Source organism: Brevundimonas sp. D3-1P (genome assembly GCF_055809335.1).
Genome location: NZ_CM147908.1, coordinates 982,110 through 999,505, shown reverse-complemented (window position 1 = coordinate 999,505; position 17,396 = coordinate 982,110). Strand labels below are relative to the sequence as shown.

Sequence of the window (17,396 nt, the reverse complement as noted above, 5' to 3'; positions counted from 1 at the left end):
TTCCTTCGGGCGCGCTTCAAGGACCACATGGACAGCATCGCCATTCACGGCGGCGCCCAGCTTTTCGGGGACATTCCCGTCAGCGGCGCCAAGAATTCCGCCATCAAGCTGATGGCCGCCTCGATCCTGACGGATCAGCCCCTGTTGCTGACCAATATGCCGCGTTTGGCGGACACGCGGTTCCTGGGCCAACTTCTGCGTCAGTTCGGAATCGAAGTGACCGAGCGAGACGGGGCGGACGGGCAGGAGAGCCTGTTTCACGCCAAGGCGCTGACCTCGACCTTCGCCCCCTATGATCTTGTTCGCCAGATGCGGGCGTCGTTCAATGTGCTGGGGCCGCTGCTGGCGCGCACCGGCGAGGCCAAGGTCTCGCTCCCCGGCGGCTGTACCATCGGCGCGCGTCCGGTCGATCTGCACCTGCTTGCGCTGACCGCGCTGGGCGCCGAGATCGAACTGGACGAAGGCTATGTCACCGCCCGCGCGCCCAAGGGACTGAAGGGCGCCGAGATCGAGTTTCCCTTCGTCTCGGTCGGCGCCACCGAACACACCCTGCTGGCCGCCGTGCTGGCCGAGGGAACGACCGTGCTGCGCCACGCCGCGCGCGAGCCGGAGATCGGCGACCTGGCGCACTGTCTGACGGCGATGGGCGCCAGGATCGAGGGGATAGACACCGATGTCCTGACCATCACAGGCGTCTCTTCGCTGAACGGGGCGACCTGGTCGGTGATTCCCGACCGGATCGAGATGGGCTCCTACGCCGTCGCCGCCGCCATGGCCGGGGGCGAGGTGCGCCTGACCAAGGCCCGGGCCGAACTGATCGGCGCCCTGACGGACACGATGGTCGAAGCCGGGGTGGAGGTGTCGCCGACCGTCGACGGCGTCGTCATCAAGCGCGATCCGAAACAGCGGCTGAAGGCCGTGGATGTCGAGACGGCCATCTATCCGGGCTTCGCCACCGATCTGCAGGCCCAGTTCATGGCGCTGATGACCACGGCCGAGGGCGTCAGCACGGTGCGCGAGACCATTTTCGAGAACCGCTTCATGCATGTGCCGGAGTTGGCGCGGCTGGGCGCCGACATCTCGGTCCATGCAGGCGAGGCCCATGTCACGGGCGTGGAGGTTCTGCACGGCGCCCAGGTGATGGCCACGGACCTGCGGGCCTCGATGTGCCTGATCATCGCCGGCCTGATCGCAGAGGGCGAGACGACGGTCGGCCGCGTCTACCATCTGGATCGCGGTTTCGAGCGGTTGGAGGAAAAACTCGGCGCCTGTGGAGCCGACATCCGACGCATAAAGGGGACGGGTGATGAGCACTGAGATCGACGGCGTCGTTTCCGAAGTCAAGGCGTCGGTCGAACCGTTGCGCCTGCTGGCGGAGGACGCCGACGATCTGCAGATCATTTCCGCCGCGCTTCAGGACGCCATCCTGCGGCCGGTCGATATCGTGTGGGAGAAAAAGGCGCGCACCCTGACGATCGCCTTCAGCCGGTTCTGTTGGGAATGCGGCGGGGCGCGGGTGATGTGCGCCATGCAGTTTGGCGACGTCCTGACGGTCAAGAGCCGACGCCTGCCGCGCAGCCCCGACGCCTCGCTGGAGCTGCTGGCGCTGGACTTCCTGCCGACCGAGGTGCCTGGCGGCCGGGTGATCCTGATGTTCGCCGGGGGCGGCGACCTGCGGATCGACGTGGAATGCCTGGATGCGGTGGTCACGGACATCTCCGAGCGCTGGCCCGCGCGCACGGAGCCGACCCATCTGGACGAGCCCGAACTGGACGAAGGAAATGCGGCATGAGCGGTCCGCACAGGCTGGCCTCCGTTGAACTGGACGCCGCGACCCTGCCTGCGGCGACGGCCGAAATCGAGCACGAGCGGCGCGTCGCCATCTTCGATCTGGTGGAGAAGAACAGTTTCGAGCCTTTGGGCGCGCCTGGCGGGCCCTACAGGCTGAAGCTGTCGCTTCAGGACAATCGGTTGGTGTTCGACATCGACGGCCAGGGCTTCACCCGCACCTACGCCATCAGCCTGACGCCGCTGAAGGGCGTGCTGAAAGACTATCTGCTGATCTGCGACAGCTATTACGAGGCGCTTCGCGGCTCTTCGCCCAGTCAGATCGAATCGGTCGACATGGGCCGGCGCGGCCTGCACAACGAAGGGGCCGAGCAGCTGGAATCTCGGCTGGAAGGCAAGATCGCGGTCGATCACGAAACCGCGCGGCGGCTGTTTACGCTGCTGTGCGCCCTCTACCGGCGCGGCTGACCTCGACTATCTCTGCGTTTTCGGGCATTAGGCCCGTCCATTCCGCCCCTCGCGCCCGCCCGGCGTGGGGTCGAACGCATATTCAACGGGCGTGAGAGGCCGCATGGCTAAGGAAGAACTGCTCGAGTTTCCCGGCACCGTCAGCGAACTGCTGCCGAACGCCACCTTCCGCGTGACGCTTGAGAACGACCACGAGATCATCGCCCACACCGCCGGCAAGATGCGCAAGAACCGCATCCGCGTGCTGGCCGGCGACAAGGTGCTGGTCGAAATGACCCCCTACGACCTGACCAAGGGTCGCATCACCTACCGCTTCAAGTAAGTGACGACAGGCAGGCCCGAACTGGCGCTGGCCTCGGCCAGCCCGCGCCGCATCGAACTGTTGGCGCAGGTCGGGATCGCGCCTGACCACATCGACCCCGCCGACATCGACGAGACCCCGCTGAAGGGCGAGACCCCGCCGCGCCTCGCCGAACGTCTGGCGACGTCCAAGGCCCGCGTGGTCGCCGACCGGCGGCCCGAGGCCGTGGTCATCGCCGCCGACACCGTCGTCGCCGTCGGAAGGCGCTTTCTGGAGAAGGCGGCCGACGAAGCGGAGGCGATCCGCTTCCTGAAACTGTTGTCCGGCCGCAATCACCGGGTCTTCACCGGCGTCGCCGTGGTGCGCGACGGCAGGCTGTCGTCGCGGGTGAACGAAACCCGCGTCACCTTCAAGCCGCTGTCGGACCATGAGATCGCAACCTATGTCTCTACCGGCGACTGGCGCGGCAAGGCTGGGGGATATGGCATCCAGGGACCGGCCGGCGCCTTCGTCCAGCGCATCATCGGCAGTCATCCCTCGGTGATGGGCCTGCCGCTCTATGAAACCGTCCAACTGCTGCACGGCGTCGGTTGGCGGCCGTGAGCGGCGCGGTCGAGGTCTTCCTCGACGAAACGCCGGGCGAGACGCGCGGCGCGATCCTGCGCGACGGGCGATACACGCATCTTTTGATTCAGCGCGACGACGACCCGGCCCAGGCGCGGCTGGGCGCGCGCTCGATCGGCCGGATCGCCGAGGTCAATCCGGGCCTGCGCGGCGCCTTCGTCGATCTGGGCGACGCGCCGGCCTTCCTGCCCTTCAATCGAAACGATCGACTGAGCCAGGGTCAGAGGCTCGAGGTCGTCGTAACGGCGGAGCCGCGCGCCGCAAAGTGCGCCGTCGTCCGCCGTCTGGGACCAGGGGAGGGGGCGCCGCGTCTGCTGGAAGCCGCGCCGACCGTCGCGGAGCAGTTGCGCATGCTCGCGCCCGACGCGGAATTGATCACGGGCTTGGCCGCCGTCGATGCGGTGATGGAGGCCGAGGAAGAGGCGCTGGCCGGGACCCACGTCTTTTCCGCGCACGGCGTCGATCTGTCGCTGGAGCGCACGCGCGCCTTGGTCGCCGTCGACATCGACCATGCGCCCAGGCCGGGGCGGGATGCGAAACAGGGGCGGGCGGCGGCGAATCGCGAGGGGCTGAAACAGGCCGCGCGGCTGATCGGCCTTCGCCGGTGGGGCGGGCTTGTCGTGGTCGATCTGGCGGGGGACGGTCAGGACGCCGAAGCGCAGGCCAAGGCCGCCCGGGCCGCCTTTGCGCACGAACGCCAGGCCGTCTTCGGCTCCGTCAGCCGGTTCGGACTGCTGGAACTGTCCCTGCCCTGGCGCCGAACGCCGCTGGAGGAGGTGTTGCTGGACGCCGATGGCCGGCCTACGCTTCAGACGCGCACCCTGTCCTTGGTCCGCCGGTTGAGACGGCATATGATGTCGGACACCGCGACGCCGCGCATCGTCGTACGTTGCGCGCCGGATGAGGCGGCCCTTGTCGCCCCCCTGGCGTCCCGCCTGGGACCGCGCGCCCTGGTTCTGGCCGATGTCGCCGCGCCCGCCGGACGCGGTCGCATCGAAGAGAGTTGAGCTATGGCGACCTGCCCCATCTGCCACAAGGCCGAGGCCGATCCGAAATACCGACCCTTCTGCTCGCGCCGGTGTTCGGAGGTGGATCTCCAGCGTTGGTTCAGCGGCGCCTACGCCATTCCCGCCGCCCTGGACGACAGCGCGGACGAGGATGTCGAAAACGATGGATTGGGCGCTGGACAGGCGCAAAAGCCTCCCCTATAGACCCGCCTCTCGCGACGCCGCGTCGGCGCCTGGATAGCTCAGTTGGTAGAGCAGCGGATTGAAAATCCGCGTGTCGGTGGTTCGAATCCGCCTCCAGGCACCATCTTTTATTTTCGACATCTATGACCGTTTCGCTTGCACGGTTGCGGCTTTCGCAACCGCTTGCACGCGTTCATTGGCGCATGCCGAGGGGCGATCTGTCACGATATAGGCGTTTCTCGAAAGAAACCGGCGTCAAATCGTGTTTTCGAACAAGTTTGCTCCATCCGACGCGCAATCTTCATCAAAATGTCGCGCGGCAACGCTTCAATCGCGGCGTCGGGCGAAACTTTTCTCCCTGGCGCTAGTCGGGTGAAAAGCCGTCCTTGTCCCTTGACGCTCCGGTAAGGGTTCGTCAAAGGGGTTGAGACGCCTTCGCACGAAGGCGTTAATGCGGATCGTGAAAGAGGCTCTCTTTCTCAGTCCGTTTATCGGAGGCGGCGCGGGCGACCGCATCGGCCTCCACCGAAGATTTCAGCGGACTTCGATCCCGATGGGACGGGGTGCGCTGAAGGAAACATTTTCAGGTTGGGGGGCGGTCGCTGACTATGGCCGCACCTTTGGTTCCACGAGTCAGACCAAGCAGGAACTGGCGAACTATGCTGAACAGCAAAAAGACGAACATCCTTCTCGCTATGGCCGGCGCAGCCGCGCTGATGGCGAGCTCGCCGGTTCTGGCCCAGGCTCCGGCCGAGCCGACCCCGGCCGCCGCTTCGGCCGCCGCCCCGGCGACCCCCGAAACCGACCCGGCTTCCGTCAATGAAGCCGTCGGCGGCGGACACGGCGGCGGCATCACCCCCATCTCCATGTTCATGGAAGCCACGGTCGTCGTTAAGGTCGTCATGGCCGGCCTGCTGCTGGCCTCGATCTTCTCGTGGACCCTGCTGCTCATCAAGCTGTTCGAGTTCGGTTCGCTGAACCGCAAGACGGACAACTTCCTCGAAACCTTCCGCGGCGCCCGCACCGTCGCCGACATGCGCGCCGTCGCCACCTCGGAAGAGTTCGACGGCAACCCGCTGGCCGACATGGCCGCCGCCGCCACCGAGGAAATCGAACTGTCGCGCCAAGCCGGCCTGTCCGTCACTGGCGATCACCGCGACTCGGCCCTGGGCCGCGCCCAGGCCGCCGTTTCGGCTGTCCAAGCCGGTCTGGCCAAGCGCCTGTCGGGCGGCCAGCAGTTCCTGGCCTCGGTCGGTTCCACCGGCCCGTTCGTCGGTCTGTTCGGCACCGTCTACGGGATCATGAACTCCTTCATCGGCATCGCGGAATCCAACACGACCAACCTGGCCGTCGTCGCTCCGGGCATCGCCGAAGCCCTGCTGGCCACCGGCATCGGTCTGTTCGCGGCCATCCCGGCGGTTATCTTCTACAACTACTTCAACACCCGCATCTCGGCCTACGGCACCCGCGCGGACGGCTTCAACGCTGAACTGATCAACGGCATCTCGCGTCAACTCGACAAGGGAGCGTAAGACGGATGGCCGCCAAGCTTTCATCAGGCGGCGGTGGAAAGTACCACATCGAGGCCAACAGCGATATCAACGTCACGCCTTTCGTTGATATCATGCTGGTCCTGCTGATCATCTTCATGGTGGCCGCGCCTCTGGCCTCCGTGTCGGTGCCGGTGGAACTTCCTACTGCAGTCGCCAAGCCGGCGCCCAATCCGCCCAAGCCGGTTTATATTTCGATCCAGAACGACGGCGACGTCTTCGTCGGGGACTTCCGCTCCAGCACCGCTACGCTGGGCGAAGACCTGAAGGAGCAGATCGGAAGCCGCAATCCGGCCGACGAGCGCATCTTCATTCGTGGCGACCAAAACACCCGCTATGGCGATTTCATGCAGGTCATGAACGCCTTGCAGGATAACGGTTTCTACAGCGTCGCCCTGGTCGGCGAAGACCAGTCGCAGTAGGGCGAGGTGCAATGACAGACGTCACTTATCACCGCAGTCGGTATGACGCGCCGAAGAAGAAGGGCTTCATGGGGGTTCCGACCCCTGTGCTGCTGGTCTGCCTTCTGGTCGTCACCATTCTGTTCGCCCTGCTGATCTTTTTCCTGCAGCAGTCCAAGTTCAAGCTGAAGGAATTCAACTACGTCGACGAGTCCGTCGAGGTCGAGTTGGTCGAGCCGGTTCCGCCGCCTCCGCCGCCTCCGCCTCCGCCACCGCCGCCGACGGATCAGCCGCCGCCGCCGAAGCTTCAGGTGCGCGTGCCGGCGCCGGTTCCCAACGTCGTCCCGCCTCCGCCGGTGAACATCACGCCGACGAAGAAGGAAGACCGGGTGGAATACACGGGTCCGCCCGTGAACATTCCCGGACCGCCGCCGCCGCCCGCGCCGCCGGCTCCGCCGCGTCCGTCGACGATCACCAACGTTCAGTGGTCGCGCCCCCCGCGCACTACAGCGGATGATTTTCCGGCTCGCGCGATTGAGCGGGAAATTAGTGGATATGCGATCGTCGAGTGCACAGCGCGCTCGAATGGTGCTCCGGCGAATTGTCGGATAATCGAAGAGTCACCGGCCGGTATGGGCTTTGGCCGAGCTGCGCAAAGGGTAGTCCAGCGTGGTCAGCTGTCCCCGCGGACTGTCGATGGAGCTGCTCAGGATGCGACCTTCCGAGTTCGCATTCCGTTCAACCTCGGTTGACCCGGTAGACATCAATACAAAGCACCCCGGAGAGCAATCTCCGGGGTGCTTTTGTTTGTGTAGCCCTTCGATGAAATCTCTTGGTGAAAAATCATGAACTCGCTTGATCGCTTCCCACAGGCCCGGTAGAGAACGCGCCTCGCGATGCGCGGGCCGCCTTAGCTCAGTTGGTTAGAGCGCCGGTTTGTGGAACCGGAGGTCCTCAGTTCAAGCCTGAGAGGCGGTACCATCGCAAAGCGGGGCCAGGCTTGAAGCCGGCCGCCGCCGCGACCATCTCCTGATCGTCGGCGCCTTCGCCGATCCCCCATATCGACAGGAGAGCGCAGATGAAGATGCGCAAGCTGGGTCCGAACGGGCCCGAGGTGTCGGCCATAGGCCTGGGCTGCATGGGCATGAGCGCCTTCTACGGCGGCGCCGACGAGGCCCAGTCCATATCGGTCATTCACCGCGCGCTGGATCTGGGCGTCACCCTGTTCGACACGGCCGAAATGTATGGCCCGCACACCAACGAGGCGCTGGTCGGAAAGGCCCTGAAGGATCGCAGGGATCAGGCCTTCATCGCCACCAAGTTCGGCATCAACTACAACGCCGACCGCTCCCGTCTGTCGACCGACGGCAGCCCCGCAAATGTGCGCCGCGCCATCGAGGGCAGCCTGAAGCGCCTGGGGGTGGATCACGTCGACCTCTACTATCTCCATCGCGTCGATCCCGACACGCCGATCGAAGACACGGTCGGCGCCATGGCCGAACTGGTCAAGGAGGGCAAGGTGCGCTTCCTGGGCCTGTCCGAGGCCGCGCCGCAGACGCTGCGCAAGGCCCATGCGACCCATCCGATCACCGCGCTGCAGACCGAGTATTCGCTGTGGAGCCGCGAGCCGGAGGATGAATTGTTCGCCGTGACCCGCGAACTGGGCGTGGGTTTCGTGCCCTACAGCCCGCTCGGGCGCGGCTTCCTGTCAGGCGAAATCAAGTCCGTGGACGACCTGGACGCCGACGACTTCCGGCGCAGCAATCCCCGCTTCATGGGCGAGAACTTCCAGAAGAACCTGGACCTGGTCGAGGCGGTGAAGGCGATCGCCGCCGACAAGGGCGTCACCGCCGCCCAACTGGCCCTGGCGTGGGTGCTGGCCCAGGGCGACGACCTGATCCCCATTCCCGGCACGCGCCGGATCGCGACGTTGGAGCAGAATGTCGCCGCGACCGATCTGGTCCTGTCATCGGAAGATCTGGCCCGCATCGACGCCGTCTTCCCCAAGGGGGCGGCCAGCGGTCATCGCTATGCCGAGGCGGCCCGCGCGGCCCTCAATCGCTGAGGCGCAGCGTCCAAATGAAACAGGCCCGGTCGGATCGCTCCGGCCGGGCCTTCCTGTGTCTGGGAAACGAGAACTACTGGATGCGGGTCCAGGTCTGGGTCTTGCACAGCGGGGCGACGATGCAGCCGCGCAGGCGAAGCGTGTTGTCGTTCGTCATGGTGATGGTCCCACGATAAGTGCCGCCGTCGGCCGGATTATAGACCGAGCCGTTGCGCCATTCCGTCGGGCCGCCCGTGAAGCCGGTCAGCATAGGCAGGTTGCGCAGGGTGCGGTTCCGTTGCGCGGCGTCGCGGTTGTGCTGATCCCGGGCATTGGGGTCCGCGCGGATGTGATCCGACGTAACCAGTGTTCCGCACAGGGCCTGACCGCAGCGCGCGATGCGCACCTGGCCGCCGTTGGTGGGGGTCTGCCACAGGCCGGTCGGGTCGCCGGCCAAGGCGGGCGTGGCGAGCGCTCCGACCAGAGCGGCGGCGGACAGCAAAATCTTGATCTTCATGGTCGTTTCCTTCTTTCGGCCCTGTCTCGGTCGGTCGATGCCGATCCGTTGAGCAACAGGGTGGTCCCGCTTTCGGTTGAAAACAAGGCTGAATGAGCAGGGATCGCCAATGAAAACCAGACCTTAGGTCAAGTTCGATCCGCCAGGCTCGGTCATTACGGAAATCTAATCCGCCGCGACGCATCCGCCGCCGCCGTCGTCCGCCTCTTTGTCATCGACGTGGTCGTCACGTCCGACAGGGGAAATCGACGTGCATCTGAAAACACTGACCGACGGCGGTCGCGCCGTCGTCCTGGCGCTGACCGCCTTGACCGCCGGCGGGGGCGTCGCCGTGGCTCAGGATACGGGCCGGATGGAGCAGGTGATCCGCGCCTCGGTGGACGAGGGGGCGTTCACCGGCGCTGTCCTGGTCGCCCGTGGGGACGAGGTTCTGCTGGATCGCGGCTATGGTCTGGCCAACCGCGAATGGAATGCGGCGAACGACGGCGACACCAAGTTTCGTCTGGCGTCGGTCAGCAAACAGTTCACCGCCGTCGCCCTGTTGCTATTGAACGAGCGGGGCCTGGTCGATCTGGATGCGCCGGTGAAGGCCTATCTGGCCGATGCGCCAGCAACGTGGGATCAGGTCACGGTGCGACGCCTTCTGACGCACACGGCGGGCCTGCCGGACTTCACCCGCGCCCCCGAATACGAGACCCTGAAGCGACAGCCCACGACGGCCGCCGCCCTGATGAAGGGGTTCCGCGACCGGCCGCTGGATTTCCAGCCCGGCCAGGGCTGGGCCTATTCCAACGCCAACTATGTGGTGGCGACGGCGGTGATCGAGGCGGTCAGCGGCGCGTCCTACGCCGCCTTCGTCGCAGACAACTTGTTCGCGCCTCTGGGCATGGCCGATAGCGGCTATGACAGTCACGACGCCATCCTGCCGCGCCGGGCCTCGGGGTATTCGCCCGCCGACGAGGGGGTGCGCAACGCCGACTATGTGGACATGAGCGCGCCGCAGGGGGCGGGCGGCCTGTATTCGACAGCGCGCGATCTGCTGAAGTGGGAGCAGGGGTTGTTCGGAGGCCGCCTGTTGAACCCGGCGTCGCTGCGCGTCCTGACGACGCCCGAGCGGAACGGCTACGCCATGGGGTTGGCGGTCAAGACCGAAGGCGGCGACGTGATCGTCAGCCATTCGGGCGGGATCGAGGGCTTCAACACCTTCATGGCGCGCGATTTGGACGACCGGCTGACGGTGGTCGTGCTGGGGAATCTGAACGGCGCCGCGCCGGAGAAGATCGGGGTCTCGCTGATGACGCTGGCGCGCGGCGGGTCGGTCGTGCTGCCTGGAGAGCATGTGGCGATTTCCGTCGCGCCCGATGTGCTGGCGACCTATGCCGGCGCCTATCGACTGGCGCCCGGCGCGACACTGACGGTCAGCGTCGTCGATGGGCGGTTGATGGGGCAGGCGACGGGTCAGCAGGCGTTCGAACTGTTCGCCGAGGCGCCCGACGCCTTCTTCCTGAAGGCGTTCGACGCCCAGATCACCTTCACGCGCGGCCTTGGCGGCGCCGTCGAGGGACTGGTGCTGCATCAGGGCGGGCGCGAAACACCCGCCAAGCGGCTGTAGGACTCAGCCGATCAGGGCCAGCCATTCGTCTTCCGTCAGCACCTGGACTCCGTGTTTCTCGGCGTCTTTCAGCTTCGACCCCGCGCCGGGACCGACGACCAGATAGTCGGTCTTTCTGGACACCGAGCCCGAGACCTTGGCCCCCAGGCTCTCGGCGCGGGCCTTGGCCTCGTCTCGGGTGAAGCGTTCCAGGGCGCCGGTGAAGACCACCGTCTTGCCGGCGACGGGGGTGTCGGTCTTGGGTCGCTCGGCGTCGACGATTTCGGTCAACTCGGCCTCGAGCGCGGCGACGACGTCCAGATTGTGCGGCTCGTGGAAGAAGTGGGCCAGGGCCTCGGCGGCGACGGGGCCGACGCCGGTGACGCCGGCGATCTGGTTCAGCATCTCGGACGGGCCTTCCTGGCGCGCAACGCGGGCCAGTTCGACCAGGCCGGACCAGTCGTCGGCCATCGTCGCCAACGACCGCCGGGCCGGCGCGGCCAGGCCGGGGAAGGCCTGGGCGATCTTCATGTCCAGCGTGGCGTCGGGCCAGGGATCGGCGGCCGGCGGCGACGCCTCTGCCATCAGGGCCAGCACGCGCGGCGAAACGGCATGGGCCCCGGCCAGGGCGCGCCAGGCCGCGGACGGAACGCCCGCTGCGGCCTGCACGCAGGCGGCCTTCAGCGCCGCCCAGCTTTGGAAAGCGCGGGCCAGGACAATGGAGGTCTGTTCGCCGATGTCGCGCACGCCCAGGCCGAACAGGAACCGATCCAGCGAAATGACGCGCCGGGCGTCTATGCCGGCGACCAGATTGCGGATGCTGGTCTCGCCATAGCCGTCCTCGGTCGCCAACTTGGCCAACTTGGCCTGATCGCGCGCCAGGCGGAAAATGTCGGCCGGCTCCTTGATCCAGCCGCGCGCATGAAATGCGACCAGTTGTTTCTCGCCCAGGCCTTCGATGTCGAAGGCGCGTCGGCCGACGAAATGTTTCAGCCGCTCCACGATCTGGGCGTCGCAGATCAGGCCGCCGGTGCAGCGACGCTTGACCTCGTCGCCCTCGCGCACGGCTTCCGAGCCGCAGACCGGGCAATAGTCGGGAAAGACGTAGGGAACGGCGTCGGCGGGTCGCAGATCGGCCACCACGCCCAGGATTTGCGGGATCACGTCGCCGGCGCGTTGCAGCCGCACGGTGTCGCCGATGCGGACGTCGAGGCGCTGGATTTCGTCCTCGTTGTGCAGGGTGGCGTTGCGAACCACGACCCCGCCCACCGTCACCGGATGGAGCCGGGCCACGGGGGTCAGGGAGCCGGTGCGACCGACTTGGATGTCGATGCCTTCCAGCACCGTTGTCGCCTGCTGGGCGGGGAATTTGTGGGCGATGGCCCAGCGCGGACTGCGGGCGACGAAGCCTAGACGGCGCTGCCAGTCGATACGGTCGACCTTGTACACCACGCCGTCGATGTCATAGCCCAGGGTCGCGCGGTCGCGTTCCAATTCGCGATAGACTTCGATCAGCCCCTCGGCGCCCTGGACCCGGCGCGAGCGGTCGTTGACGGGAAAGCCCCAGGCTTTCAGCTTCTGCAACGCCTCCCACTGGGTCTCGGCGAAGTCGCTGGAGTGCTCGCCCCAGGCATAGGCGAAGAAGTTTAGGGGGCGTTTGGCCGTGATCCTGGCGTCCTTCTGGCGCAGGGAGCCGGCGGCGAAGTTTCGGGGATTGGCGTAGGTGCGGCGACCCTCGACTTGCGCCGCCGCATTGAAGGCGTCGAACGCGGCGTTCGGCGCATAGACTTCGCCGCGCACCTCGATTCTTTTCGGCCAGTCGTCGCCGGCCAGGGTCTGGCGCACGGCCTCTATGGTCCTGAGATTGGCGGTGACATCCTCGCCCGTGCGGCCGTCGCCGCGCGTGGCGCCGATGGTCAGCCTGCCGTCGATATAGAGCAGATTGGCGGACAGGCCGTCGATCTTGGGTTCCGCGACGAAGACGATGGGTTCGTCGGCCGGCAATTTCAGGAAGCGGGCGATCCGGGCCACGAAGTCCCGCACCTCGCCCTCGTCGAAGGCGTTGTCCAGCGACAACATGGGCACGCCGTGCCGCACCTCCGCGAACTGGCTGGAGGCGGCGGCGCCGACCTTTTTCGACGGCGAATCCGCGCGGACGAGGTCGGGAAAGGCGGCTTCCATGGCGGCGTTGCGCGCGCGCAGGGCGTCATAGTCCGCGTCCGAAATCTCAGGCGCGGCCTCGGCGTAGAGGGCGTCGTGACGGGCTATTTCCCCGGCCAGCCAGGCCAGTTCCTGGGCCGCCGCCTCGGGCGTCAGATCTTCGGGGGGAGGGGGAAGGGATTCGTCGGCGCCATCCCCCTGCCTTACCACCAGTTGGACCCGGCGCGCATCGGCAAGACCGCGAACGGACGGCTGACGCCGCGCCGCGCGGGCGCTAGGGTCCGGGCGCTATCTGGAGTTCGCATGATCCGTCCGACCGTATGCTCAATCCCGCTGGCCGCCGCCATGCTGATCGGCTGCACGCCGATTTCGCCTGCGCCGCCCGCCCTTGCGCCTGCCGCGCCGACGGTCGTCGCCAGTCCTCTGCTGGACGATGTGCGCATTCTGTCGGGCGACGACATGCAGGGCCGCGACACCGGGTCGGAAGGGGGAGAGCGCGCCCGGGCCTATATCGTGTCGCGACTGGAGGCGATGGGCGTTCAGCCCGCCCCCTTCGGCCGTCTGCAGCCGTTCCAGGCGCCCGGCCGCACGCGCGAGGGAGTGAAACGGTTCAACGGCGTCAATATCGTCGGCTTGATTCCCGGCGCGCGGGTCGCGGACCGCTATATCGTCGTGACGGCCCATTACGACCACGTCGGCGCGAATGACGGCCAAATCTATCACGGGGCGGACGACAACGCCTCGGGCGTGGCGACGATGCTGGAGCTGGCGCGGCGGCTGAAGGCGAACCCGCCCGAGCACAGCGTGCTGATCGTCGCCCTGGACGGGGAGGAGCGAGGGCTTCTCGGCGCGCGGGAGTTCGTCAAGGCGCCGCCCGTGCCGCTGTCGGCCGTCAGCCTGAACCTGAACTTCGACATGACGGCGCGCGCCGAGACCGACGGCCATCTGTGGGTCACGGGAACCTACCAGCATCCCGACCTTCGGCCCATTCTGGAGCCGGTGACGGCGCAGGGCGCCGTGTCCTTCGCCTTCGGAAAGGACACGCCTCGGGACACCGGGGAGAACAACTGGGTCGACGCCTCCGATCACGCCGCCTTTCATGCGGCGGGCGTGCCGTTCCTCTATATGGGCGTGGACTATCACCCCGATTATCATCGCCCCAGCGACACCTTCGAGCGGATCGACCCGACCGTCTTCACCCAGGCGACGGAACTGGCCATCGCCGGCTTTTACGCCCTGGACCGGGCGCTGGACCGATGAGATTCCGTCTCGGCGCCGCGCTGGCGTTCGCCCTGCTCGCCGTCGGCGCCTGCGAGCGCAGGGACGACCGATCCCCGCGCCGGATCGGCGCGGAAACCGAGGCCTTCCGACATGAACTCAGCGACGATGTCTCGGGCGAATATCGGCCGGTTGCGGACGGCGGCCCCGTGAAGTCTCTGTTCATCGGCCAGACCTCGGCGTTCGAGGCTTGGGAGGCGGGGAACCGCGCCGCATCGCCCCTGATCCTGATCCTGACCCTGACAGGGCGAAATGGCGAAATGCGGGTCGCGCCGAGGACCTATCTCGTTACCGATGACGGCGTTCGGATGACGGGCGCCACGCCGGACGGGGATGTGACGCTTCGCGCGCGCATCGACCAAGACGCGCTGGCGACCGCACGCCGGAACCTTGGCGACCACGCCGTCGTCATCTCGGGAACGCTTCAGGTGGGCGACGAACGCGAGCCCATCGCGCTGATCGCCTGGGACGGCGACTGACTAAAGCAGGATGCGAACCAGCAGATAGGCTCCGCCTGCGATCAGCGTCCACAAAAAGATGCTGATCCCGGTCAGAACGCCGACCGTGAGAGAACCGGGCCACCGCTGTTCCTTCGACGGTTCGCTATCGGCGCGCTTCGTCACGTCCCTGACCGTAGCGGCGTCGTTCGATGGCGGCGTCATGAGCAACCTATGGTGGCATGTCGCCGAGCGGTCAAGCGTCGGTGCGGGGAGTATTTGGAGTTGTTGAAAAATCAACTAAGGGAATATTCGCTGACGGGGGCAATTCATGTCGATCATCGAAGCGACAACGGCTGGGCTCAAGGACGAGCGCAGTCGCGCGCGGGTGCGCCTGTGGAAAGACGCCGCGCTGATCCGGCTGTTCGACATCGTCTTGGCGGGCCTTGGGCTGTTATTCTTCCTGCCCCTCATGATGCTCGCGGCGGGCGCGGTCTGTATCGAGACGCGTGGACCCGTGCTGTTTCGCCAGCAGCGGATAGGCCGGGCCGGGCGGGCTTTCGACTGCCTGAAGCTTCGCACCATGACCGCCGACGCCGAGGCGCGCCTGACCGGGCTGGCGAATGCCGAATGGCGGATGTCGCGAAAGTTCCGGCAGGATTCGCGGGTGACGCGGCTGGGCGGCCCGTTGCGGCGATCCAGCGTGGACGAACTGCCCCAACTGCTGAATGTGCTGAAGGGCGAGATGTCGCTGGTCGGCCCGCGACCGATCGTCTTCGACGAGGCGGCTCTCTATGGGCGGCAATTGGTTCACTACTGCGCAGTGCGGCCGGGACTGACCGGCCTGTGGCAGGTGTCGGGTCGGAACGACGTGGCCTATCCGCGGCGGGTCGCGATGGATGTCTGGCTGGTCAGGAACCAGAGTCTTGGCGTCTATTTCGGCATCCTGGCTCGCACGATCCCGGCGGTTCTCAGCCGGCGCGGCGTCTATTAGGGCAGGCGTTCCTCGAAGCCCGCATCCGTGCCGATGATGGCCAGGTCGGCCAGGTCCAGGAACAGGCCGTGTTCGACGACGCCGGTGATCAGTTTCAGGTCGTCGGCCAGCCGCACAGGGTCGTCGATCGCCTTGCAGGCCGCGTCATAGATCAGATTTCCGCCGTCGGTGCGGACCAGGCCGCGATCTGCCTGGCGGACCCGAGCCGGCTGGTTGATGTCATGGTCGATCAGGACGTCGGCGATGCGGTTGGCCGTGGTCTTGTGCCCGAAGGCGACCACTTCGATCGGCAAGGGGAAGGCGCCCAGGACCGGCACCACCTTGGCCGCGTCGGCGATGACGATGCAGCGGCTGGAGGCCTCCCAGACCAGTTTCTCGCGCAACAGGGCCGCGCCGCCGCCCTTGATCAGGGCCAGGCTAGGCCCGACCTCGTCGGCGCCGTCGACGGTCAGGTCGATGCGCGGCGTGTCCTCGAGCGTCGACAGGGGCAGGCCAAGCTCGCGCGCCAGATCGGCGGTCTTTTCCGAGGTCGGGACGCAGCGCAGGCCGGGCAGGTTGCGCGCGGCCAGCGCCTTGACGAACCAGGCGGCGGTCGAGCCGGTGCCCAGGCCGACGATCATGCCGGCCTCGACGTGCCGGGCGGCGGCTTCGCCGGCGTTCTTTTTCTGCAGGTCGCTCATTTCGGTTTTGCAGCCTTCGCCGCCTCCTTCTTGGCCTTGGCCGTCTTGCGAAAGGCGGCGGCCGCTCCGGGCTTGTTCGTCTGGCGGGCGCGGCCGAAGGCCAGGGCGTCGGCGGGCACGTCCTCGGTGATGACCGAGCCGGAGGCGATCAGGGCACCGTCGCCGACGATGACAGGGGCGACCAGGCTGGCGTTCGAGCCGACGAAAGCGCCGGCCCCGACCTGAGTCCGAGCCTTGTTGAAGCCGTCATAGTTGCAGAAGATGGTGCCGGCGCCGACGTTGGCACCCGCGCCCACGGCCCCGTCGCCCAGATAGGACAGGTGATTGGCCTTGGCGCCCTTGGCCATGGCCACGTTCTTCACTTCGACGAAGTTGCCGATCTTGACCCCCTCGGCCAGGTCCGCCCCGGGGCGCAGACGGGCATAGGGACCGACCTCGGCGCCGGAGGCGACGCGGGCGCCCTCGACATGGCTGAAACTACGGATGTGGGCTCCGCCGTCGATCACGGCGCCGGCGCCGAAGACGACGAAGGGTTCGATCACGGTTCCGCCCCCGACCTGAGTGTCCCAGGCGAAATGGACGGTGTCGGGCGCGCTCATGGTCACGCCGGCGGCCAGGAAGGTCTCGCGCTGGACCTTCTGAAACAGGGCCTCGGCCTGGGCCAGTTCGGCCTGGGAATTCACGCCCATCACCGCATCCTCGGCGGCGAAGACGGCGCGGGTCGGATGGCCGCCTTTGCGGGCCAATTCGACGACATCGGTGAGATAGTATTCGCCCTTGGCGTTGTCGTTCTTCACATCCGCCAACAGCGAGAAGAGCAGGGCGGCCGGAGCGGACATGACGCCGGAGTTGCAGGCGGTGATGGCCAGAACCTCAGGCGAAGCCTCCTTGGCTTCGGTGATGGCGGTCAGGGCGTCGCCGTCCAGGATCAGCCGTCCATAGGCGCCGGGATCGCGGGCCTCGAAGCCGATCACCGTCACCCCGTCCGCGTTGAAGACGGGTTCGATGTCTGTGGCCTTCAGCAGGGGCACGTCGCCATAGGTGACGACCACCTCGCCATCGAAGCCGCCCAGGGCCTGCTCTGCGGCGCGCACGGCGTGGCCGGTGCCCAGCGGCGGGTCCTGAACCGCGACGGCGGCCTCGCCCAGGCGGGCGACCACATGGGCGCGGACCTCGGGCGAATGGCTTCCGACCACCACGACGATCCGCTCGCAGCCCAGCCCCTCGGCGGCGTCGATGGCGTGATCCAGCATGGCGCGGTGCGCGACCGGGTGCAGCACCTTGGGCAGGGGCGACTTCATCCGCGTGCCCTGGCCGGCGGCGAGAATGATGGCGGCGCGGGCGCGCGTCTGGCTGGTCATGAATTGTCCCGA

20 protein-coding genes and 2 tRNA genes are annotated in these 17,396 nt (G+C 66.9%); 17 read left to right on the top strand and 5 right to left on the bottom strand.

Going from position 1 to position 17,396, the window contains the following annotated elements; genetic code table 11:
- The first annotated feature begins 27 nt into the window (after positions 1 to 27).
- From murA to AC0L6G_RS05040, 13 genes are all read left to right on the top strand, one after another.
- On the top strand, positions 28 to 1,317 hold the full coding sequence (gene murA / locus AC0L6G_RS05100; protein ID WP_293826422.1) for a UDP-N-acetylglucosamine 1-carboxyvinyltransferase: 1,290 nt from the start codon (positions 28 to 30) through the stop codon (positions 1,315 to 1,317).
- Positions 1,307 to 1,792 carry a DUF2948 family protein gene (locus AC0L6G_RS05095; protein ID WP_473252943.1) on the top strand — a complete coding sequence of 162 codons (486 nt, stop codon included), beginning with the start codon at positions 1,307 to 1,309 and terminating at the stop codon, positions 1,790 to 1,792. Before murA ends, AC0L6G_RS05095 begins: the two co-directional genes overlap by 11 nt.
- Positions 1,789 to 2,256: a UPF0262 family protein gene (locus AC0L6G_RS05090; RefSeq protein WP_291539137.1), complete on the top strand. Its 468-nt coding sequence runs from the start codon at positions 1,789 to 1,791 to the stop codon at positions 2,254 to 2,256. The genes AC0L6G_RS05095 and AC0L6G_RS05090 overlap by 4 nt, the downstream gene beginning before the upstream one ends.
- 103 nt (positions 2,257 to 2,359) lie before the next feature.
- The gene (gene infA, locus AC0L6G_RS05085; RefSeq protein WP_008261544.1) at positions 2,360 to 2,578 is read left to right on the top strand and encodes a translation initiation factor IF-1; all 219 of its coding nucleotides are present in this window, start codon (positions 2,360 to 2,362) and stop codon (positions 2,576 to 2,578) included.
- Complete coding sequence (locus AC0L6G_RS05080; RefSeq protein ID WP_293826449.1) at positions 2,579 to 3,160, top strand: Maf family protein; 582 nt, start codon at positions 2,579 to 2,581, stop codon at positions 3,158 to 3,160. It abuts the gene before it with no gap.
- The gene (locus AC0L6G_RS05075; RefSeq protein ID WP_293826452.1) at positions 3,157 to 4,188 is read left to right on the top strand and encodes a ribonuclease E/G; all 1,032 of its coding nucleotides are present in this window, start codon (positions 3,157 to 3,159) and stop codon (positions 4,186 to 4,188) included. Before AC0L6G_RS05080 ends, AC0L6G_RS05075 begins: the two co-directional genes overlap by 4 nt.
- 3 nt (positions 4,189 to 4,191) lie before the next feature.
- Positions 4,192 to 4,392, top strand: a complete 201-nt coding sequence (locus AC0L6G_RS05070; protein WP_293826455.1) for a DNA gyrase inhibitor YacG — start codon at positions 4,192 to 4,194, stop codon at positions 4,390 to 4,392.
- Between the two features lie 27 nt (positions 4,393 to 4,419).
- Positions 4,420 to 4,495, top strand: a tRNA-Phe gene (locus AC0L6G_RS05065).
- A gap of 535 nt (positions 4,496 to 5,030) precedes the next feature.
- Positions 5,031 to 5,903, top strand: coding sequence for a MotA/TolQ/ExbB proton channel family protein (locus AC0L6G_RS05060; protein WP_291539100.1), 873 nt, complete (start codon positions 5,031 to 5,033; stop codon positions 5,901 to 5,903).
- Between the two features lie 5 nt (positions 5,904 to 5,908).
- Entirely contained in the window at positions 5,909 to 6,343 is a 435-nt protein-coding gene (locus tag AC0L6G_RS05055; protein WP_291539096.1) for an ExbD/TolR family protein, read from the top strand.
- Between the two features lie 11 nt (positions 6,344 to 6,354).
- On the top strand, positions 6,355 to 7,074 hold the full coding sequence (locus tag AC0L6G_RS05050) for an energy transducer TonB (RefSeq protein ID WP_473252942.1): 720 nt from the start codon (positions 6,355 to 6,357) through the stop codon (positions 7,072 to 7,074).
- Between the two features lie 152 nt (positions 7,075 to 7,226).
- Positions 7,227 to 7,303, top strand: a tRNA-His gene (locus tag AC0L6G_RS05045).
- A 97-nt stretch (positions 7,304 to 7,400) separates the two neighbouring features.
- On the top strand, positions 7,401 to 8,387 hold the full coding sequence (locus tag AC0L6G_RS05040) for an aldo/keto reductase (protein WP_473252941.1): 987 nt from the start codon (positions 7,401 to 7,403) through the stop codon (positions 8,385 to 8,387).
- Positions 8,388 to 8,460: 73 nt separating this feature from the next.
- On the opposite strand, the gene AC0L6G_RS05035 is transcribed toward AC0L6G_RS05040, so the two are convergent.
- Positions 8,461 to 8,883, bottom strand: a complete 423-nt coding sequence (locus AC0L6G_RS05035; RefSeq protein WP_293826461.1) for a DUF2147 domain-containing protein — start codon at positions 8,881 to 8,883, stop codon at positions 8,461 to 8,463.
- Positions 8,884 to 9,133: 250 nt separating this feature from the next.
- On the opposite strand from AC0L6G_RS05035, the gene AC0L6G_RS05030 reads away from it, so the two are divergent.
- Positions 9,134 to 10,495, top strand: a complete 1,362-nt coding sequence (locus AC0L6G_RS05030) for a serine hydrolase (protein ID WP_473252939.1) — start codon at positions 9,134 to 9,136, stop codon at positions 10,493 to 10,495.
- Between the two features lie 3 nt (positions 10,496 to 10,498).
- On the opposite strand, the gene ligA is transcribed toward AC0L6G_RS05030, so the two are convergent.
- Entirely contained in the window at positions 10,499 to 12,844 is a 2,346-nt protein-coding gene (ligA, locus tag AC0L6G_RS05025) for an NAD-dependent DNA ligase LigA (protein WP_473252938.1), read from the bottom strand.
- Positions 12,845 to 12,937: 93 nt separating this feature from the next.
- On the opposite strand from ligA, the gene AC0L6G_RS05020 reads away from it, so the two are divergent.
- On the top strand, positions 12,938 to 13,894 hold the full coding sequence (locus tag AC0L6G_RS05020; RefSeq protein ID WP_293826467.1) for a M28 family peptidase: 957 nt from the start codon (positions 12,938 to 12,940) through the stop codon (positions 13,892 to 13,894).
- Positions 13,891 to 14,391, top strand: coding sequence for a hypothetical protein (locus AC0L6G_RS05015; RefSeq protein ID WP_293826469.1), 501 nt, complete (start codon positions 13,891 to 13,893; stop codon positions 14,389 to 14,391). The genes AC0L6G_RS05020 and AC0L6G_RS05015 overlap by 4 nt, the downstream gene beginning before the upstream one ends.
- On the opposite strand, the gene AC0L6G_RS05010 is transcribed toward AC0L6G_RS05015, so the two are convergent.
- A complete protein-coding gene (locus AC0L6G_RS05010) occupies positions 14,392 to 14,535 on the bottom strand; it encodes a hypothetical protein (RefSeq protein WP_293826471.1) in 144 nt (47 codons plus the stop codon).
- Positions 14,536 to 14,680: 145 nt separating this feature from the next.
- Between AC0L6G_RS05010 and AC0L6G_RS05005 the strand changes: the two genes are divergently transcribed.
- Positions 14,681 to 15,343 (top strand): sugar transferase, encoded by a 663-nt coding sequence (locus AC0L6G_RS05005; protein ID WP_473252937.1) that lies wholly within the window; start codon positions 14,681 to 14,683, stop codon positions 15,341 to 15,343.
- On the opposite strand, the gene rpiA is transcribed toward AC0L6G_RS05005, so the two are convergent.
- Entirely contained in the window at positions 15,340 to 16,023 is a 684-nt protein-coding gene (gene rpiA / locus AC0L6G_RS05000) for a ribose-5-phosphate isomerase RpiA (protein ID WP_293826476.1), read from the bottom strand. The genes AC0L6G_RS05005 and rpiA overlap by 4 nt on opposite strands.
- Positions 16,020 to 17,384, bottom strand: a complete 1,365-nt coding sequence (gene glmU, locus AC0L6G_RS04995; protein ID WP_293826478.1) for a bifunctional UDP-N-acetylglucosamine diphosphorylase/glucosamine-1-phosphate N-acetyltransferase GlmU — start codon at positions 17,382 to 17,384, stop codon at positions 16,020 to 16,022. The genes rpiA and glmU overlap by 4 nt, the downstream gene beginning before the upstream one ends.
- Positions 17,385 to 17,396 lie beyond the last annotated feature (12 nt).

What these genes read in the sequence shown, in the direction of transcription:
- murA (WP_293826422.1), top strand. Translation starts at nt 28, where the DNA reads ATGGACAGCATCGCCATTCACGGCGGCGCCCAGCTTTTCGGGGACATT.
- AC0L6G_RS05095 (WP_473252943.1), top strand. Translation starts at nt 1,307, where the DNA reads ATGAGCACTGAGATCGACGGCGTCGTTTCCGAAGTCAAGGCGTCGGTC.
- AC0L6G_RS05060 (WP_291539100.1), top strand. Translation starts at nt 5,031, where the DNA reads ATGCTGAACAGCAAAAAGACGAACATCCTTCTCGCTATGGCCGGCGCA.
- glmU (WP_293826478.1), bottom strand. Translation starts at nt 17,384, where the DNA reads ATGACCAGCCAGACGCGCGCCCGCGCCGCCATCATTCTCGCCGCCGGC.
- AC0L6G_RS05035 (WP_293826461.1), bottom strand. Translation starts at nt 8,883, where the DNA reads ATGAAGATCAAGATTTTGCTGTCCGCCGCCGCTCTGGTCGGAGCGCTC.
- AC0L6G_RS05005 (WP_473252937.1), top strand. Translation starts at nt 14,681, where the DNA reads ATGTCGATCATCGAAGCGACAACGGCTGGGCTCAAGGACGAGCGCAGT.
- AC0L6G_RS05040 (WP_473252941.1), top strand. Translation starts at nt 7,401, where the DNA reads ATGAAGATGCGCAAGCTGGGTCCGAACGGGCCCGAGGTGTCGGCCATA.
- infA (WP_008261544.1), top strand. Translation starts at nt 2,360, where the DNA reads ATGGCTAAGGAAGAACTGCTCGAGTTTCCCGGCACCGTCAGCGAACTG.
- AC0L6G_RS05050 (WP_473252942.1), top strand. Translation starts at nt 6,355, where the DNA reads ATGACAGACGTCACTTATCACCGCAGTCGGTATGACGCGCCGAAGAAG.
- AC0L6G_RS05055 (WP_291539096.1), top strand. Translation starts at nt 5,909, where the DNA reads ATGGCCGCCAAGCTTTCATCAGGCGGCGGTGGAAAGTACCACATCGAG.
- AC0L6G_RS05020 (WP_293826467.1), top strand. Translation starts at nt 12,938, where the DNA reads ATGATCCGTCCGACCGTATGCTCAATCCCGCTGGCCGCCGCCATGCTG.
- AC0L6G_RS05070 (WP_293826455.1), top strand. Translation starts at nt 4,192, where the DNA reads ATGGCGACCTGCCCCATCTGCCACAAGGCCGAGGCCGATCCGAAATAC.
- rpiA (WP_293826476.1), bottom strand. Translation starts at nt 16,023, where the DNA reads ATGAGCGACCTGCAGAAAAAGAACGCCGGCGAAGCCGCCGCCCGGCAC.
- AC0L6G_RS05090 (WP_291539137.1), top strand. Translation starts at nt 1,789, where the DNA reads ATGAGCGGTCCGCACAGGCTGGCCTCCGTTGAACTGGACGCCGCGACC.
- AC0L6G_RS05015 (WP_293826469.1), top strand. Translation starts at nt 13,891, where the DNA reads ATGAGATTCCGTCTCGGCGCCGCGCTGGCGTTCGCCCTGCTCGCCGTC.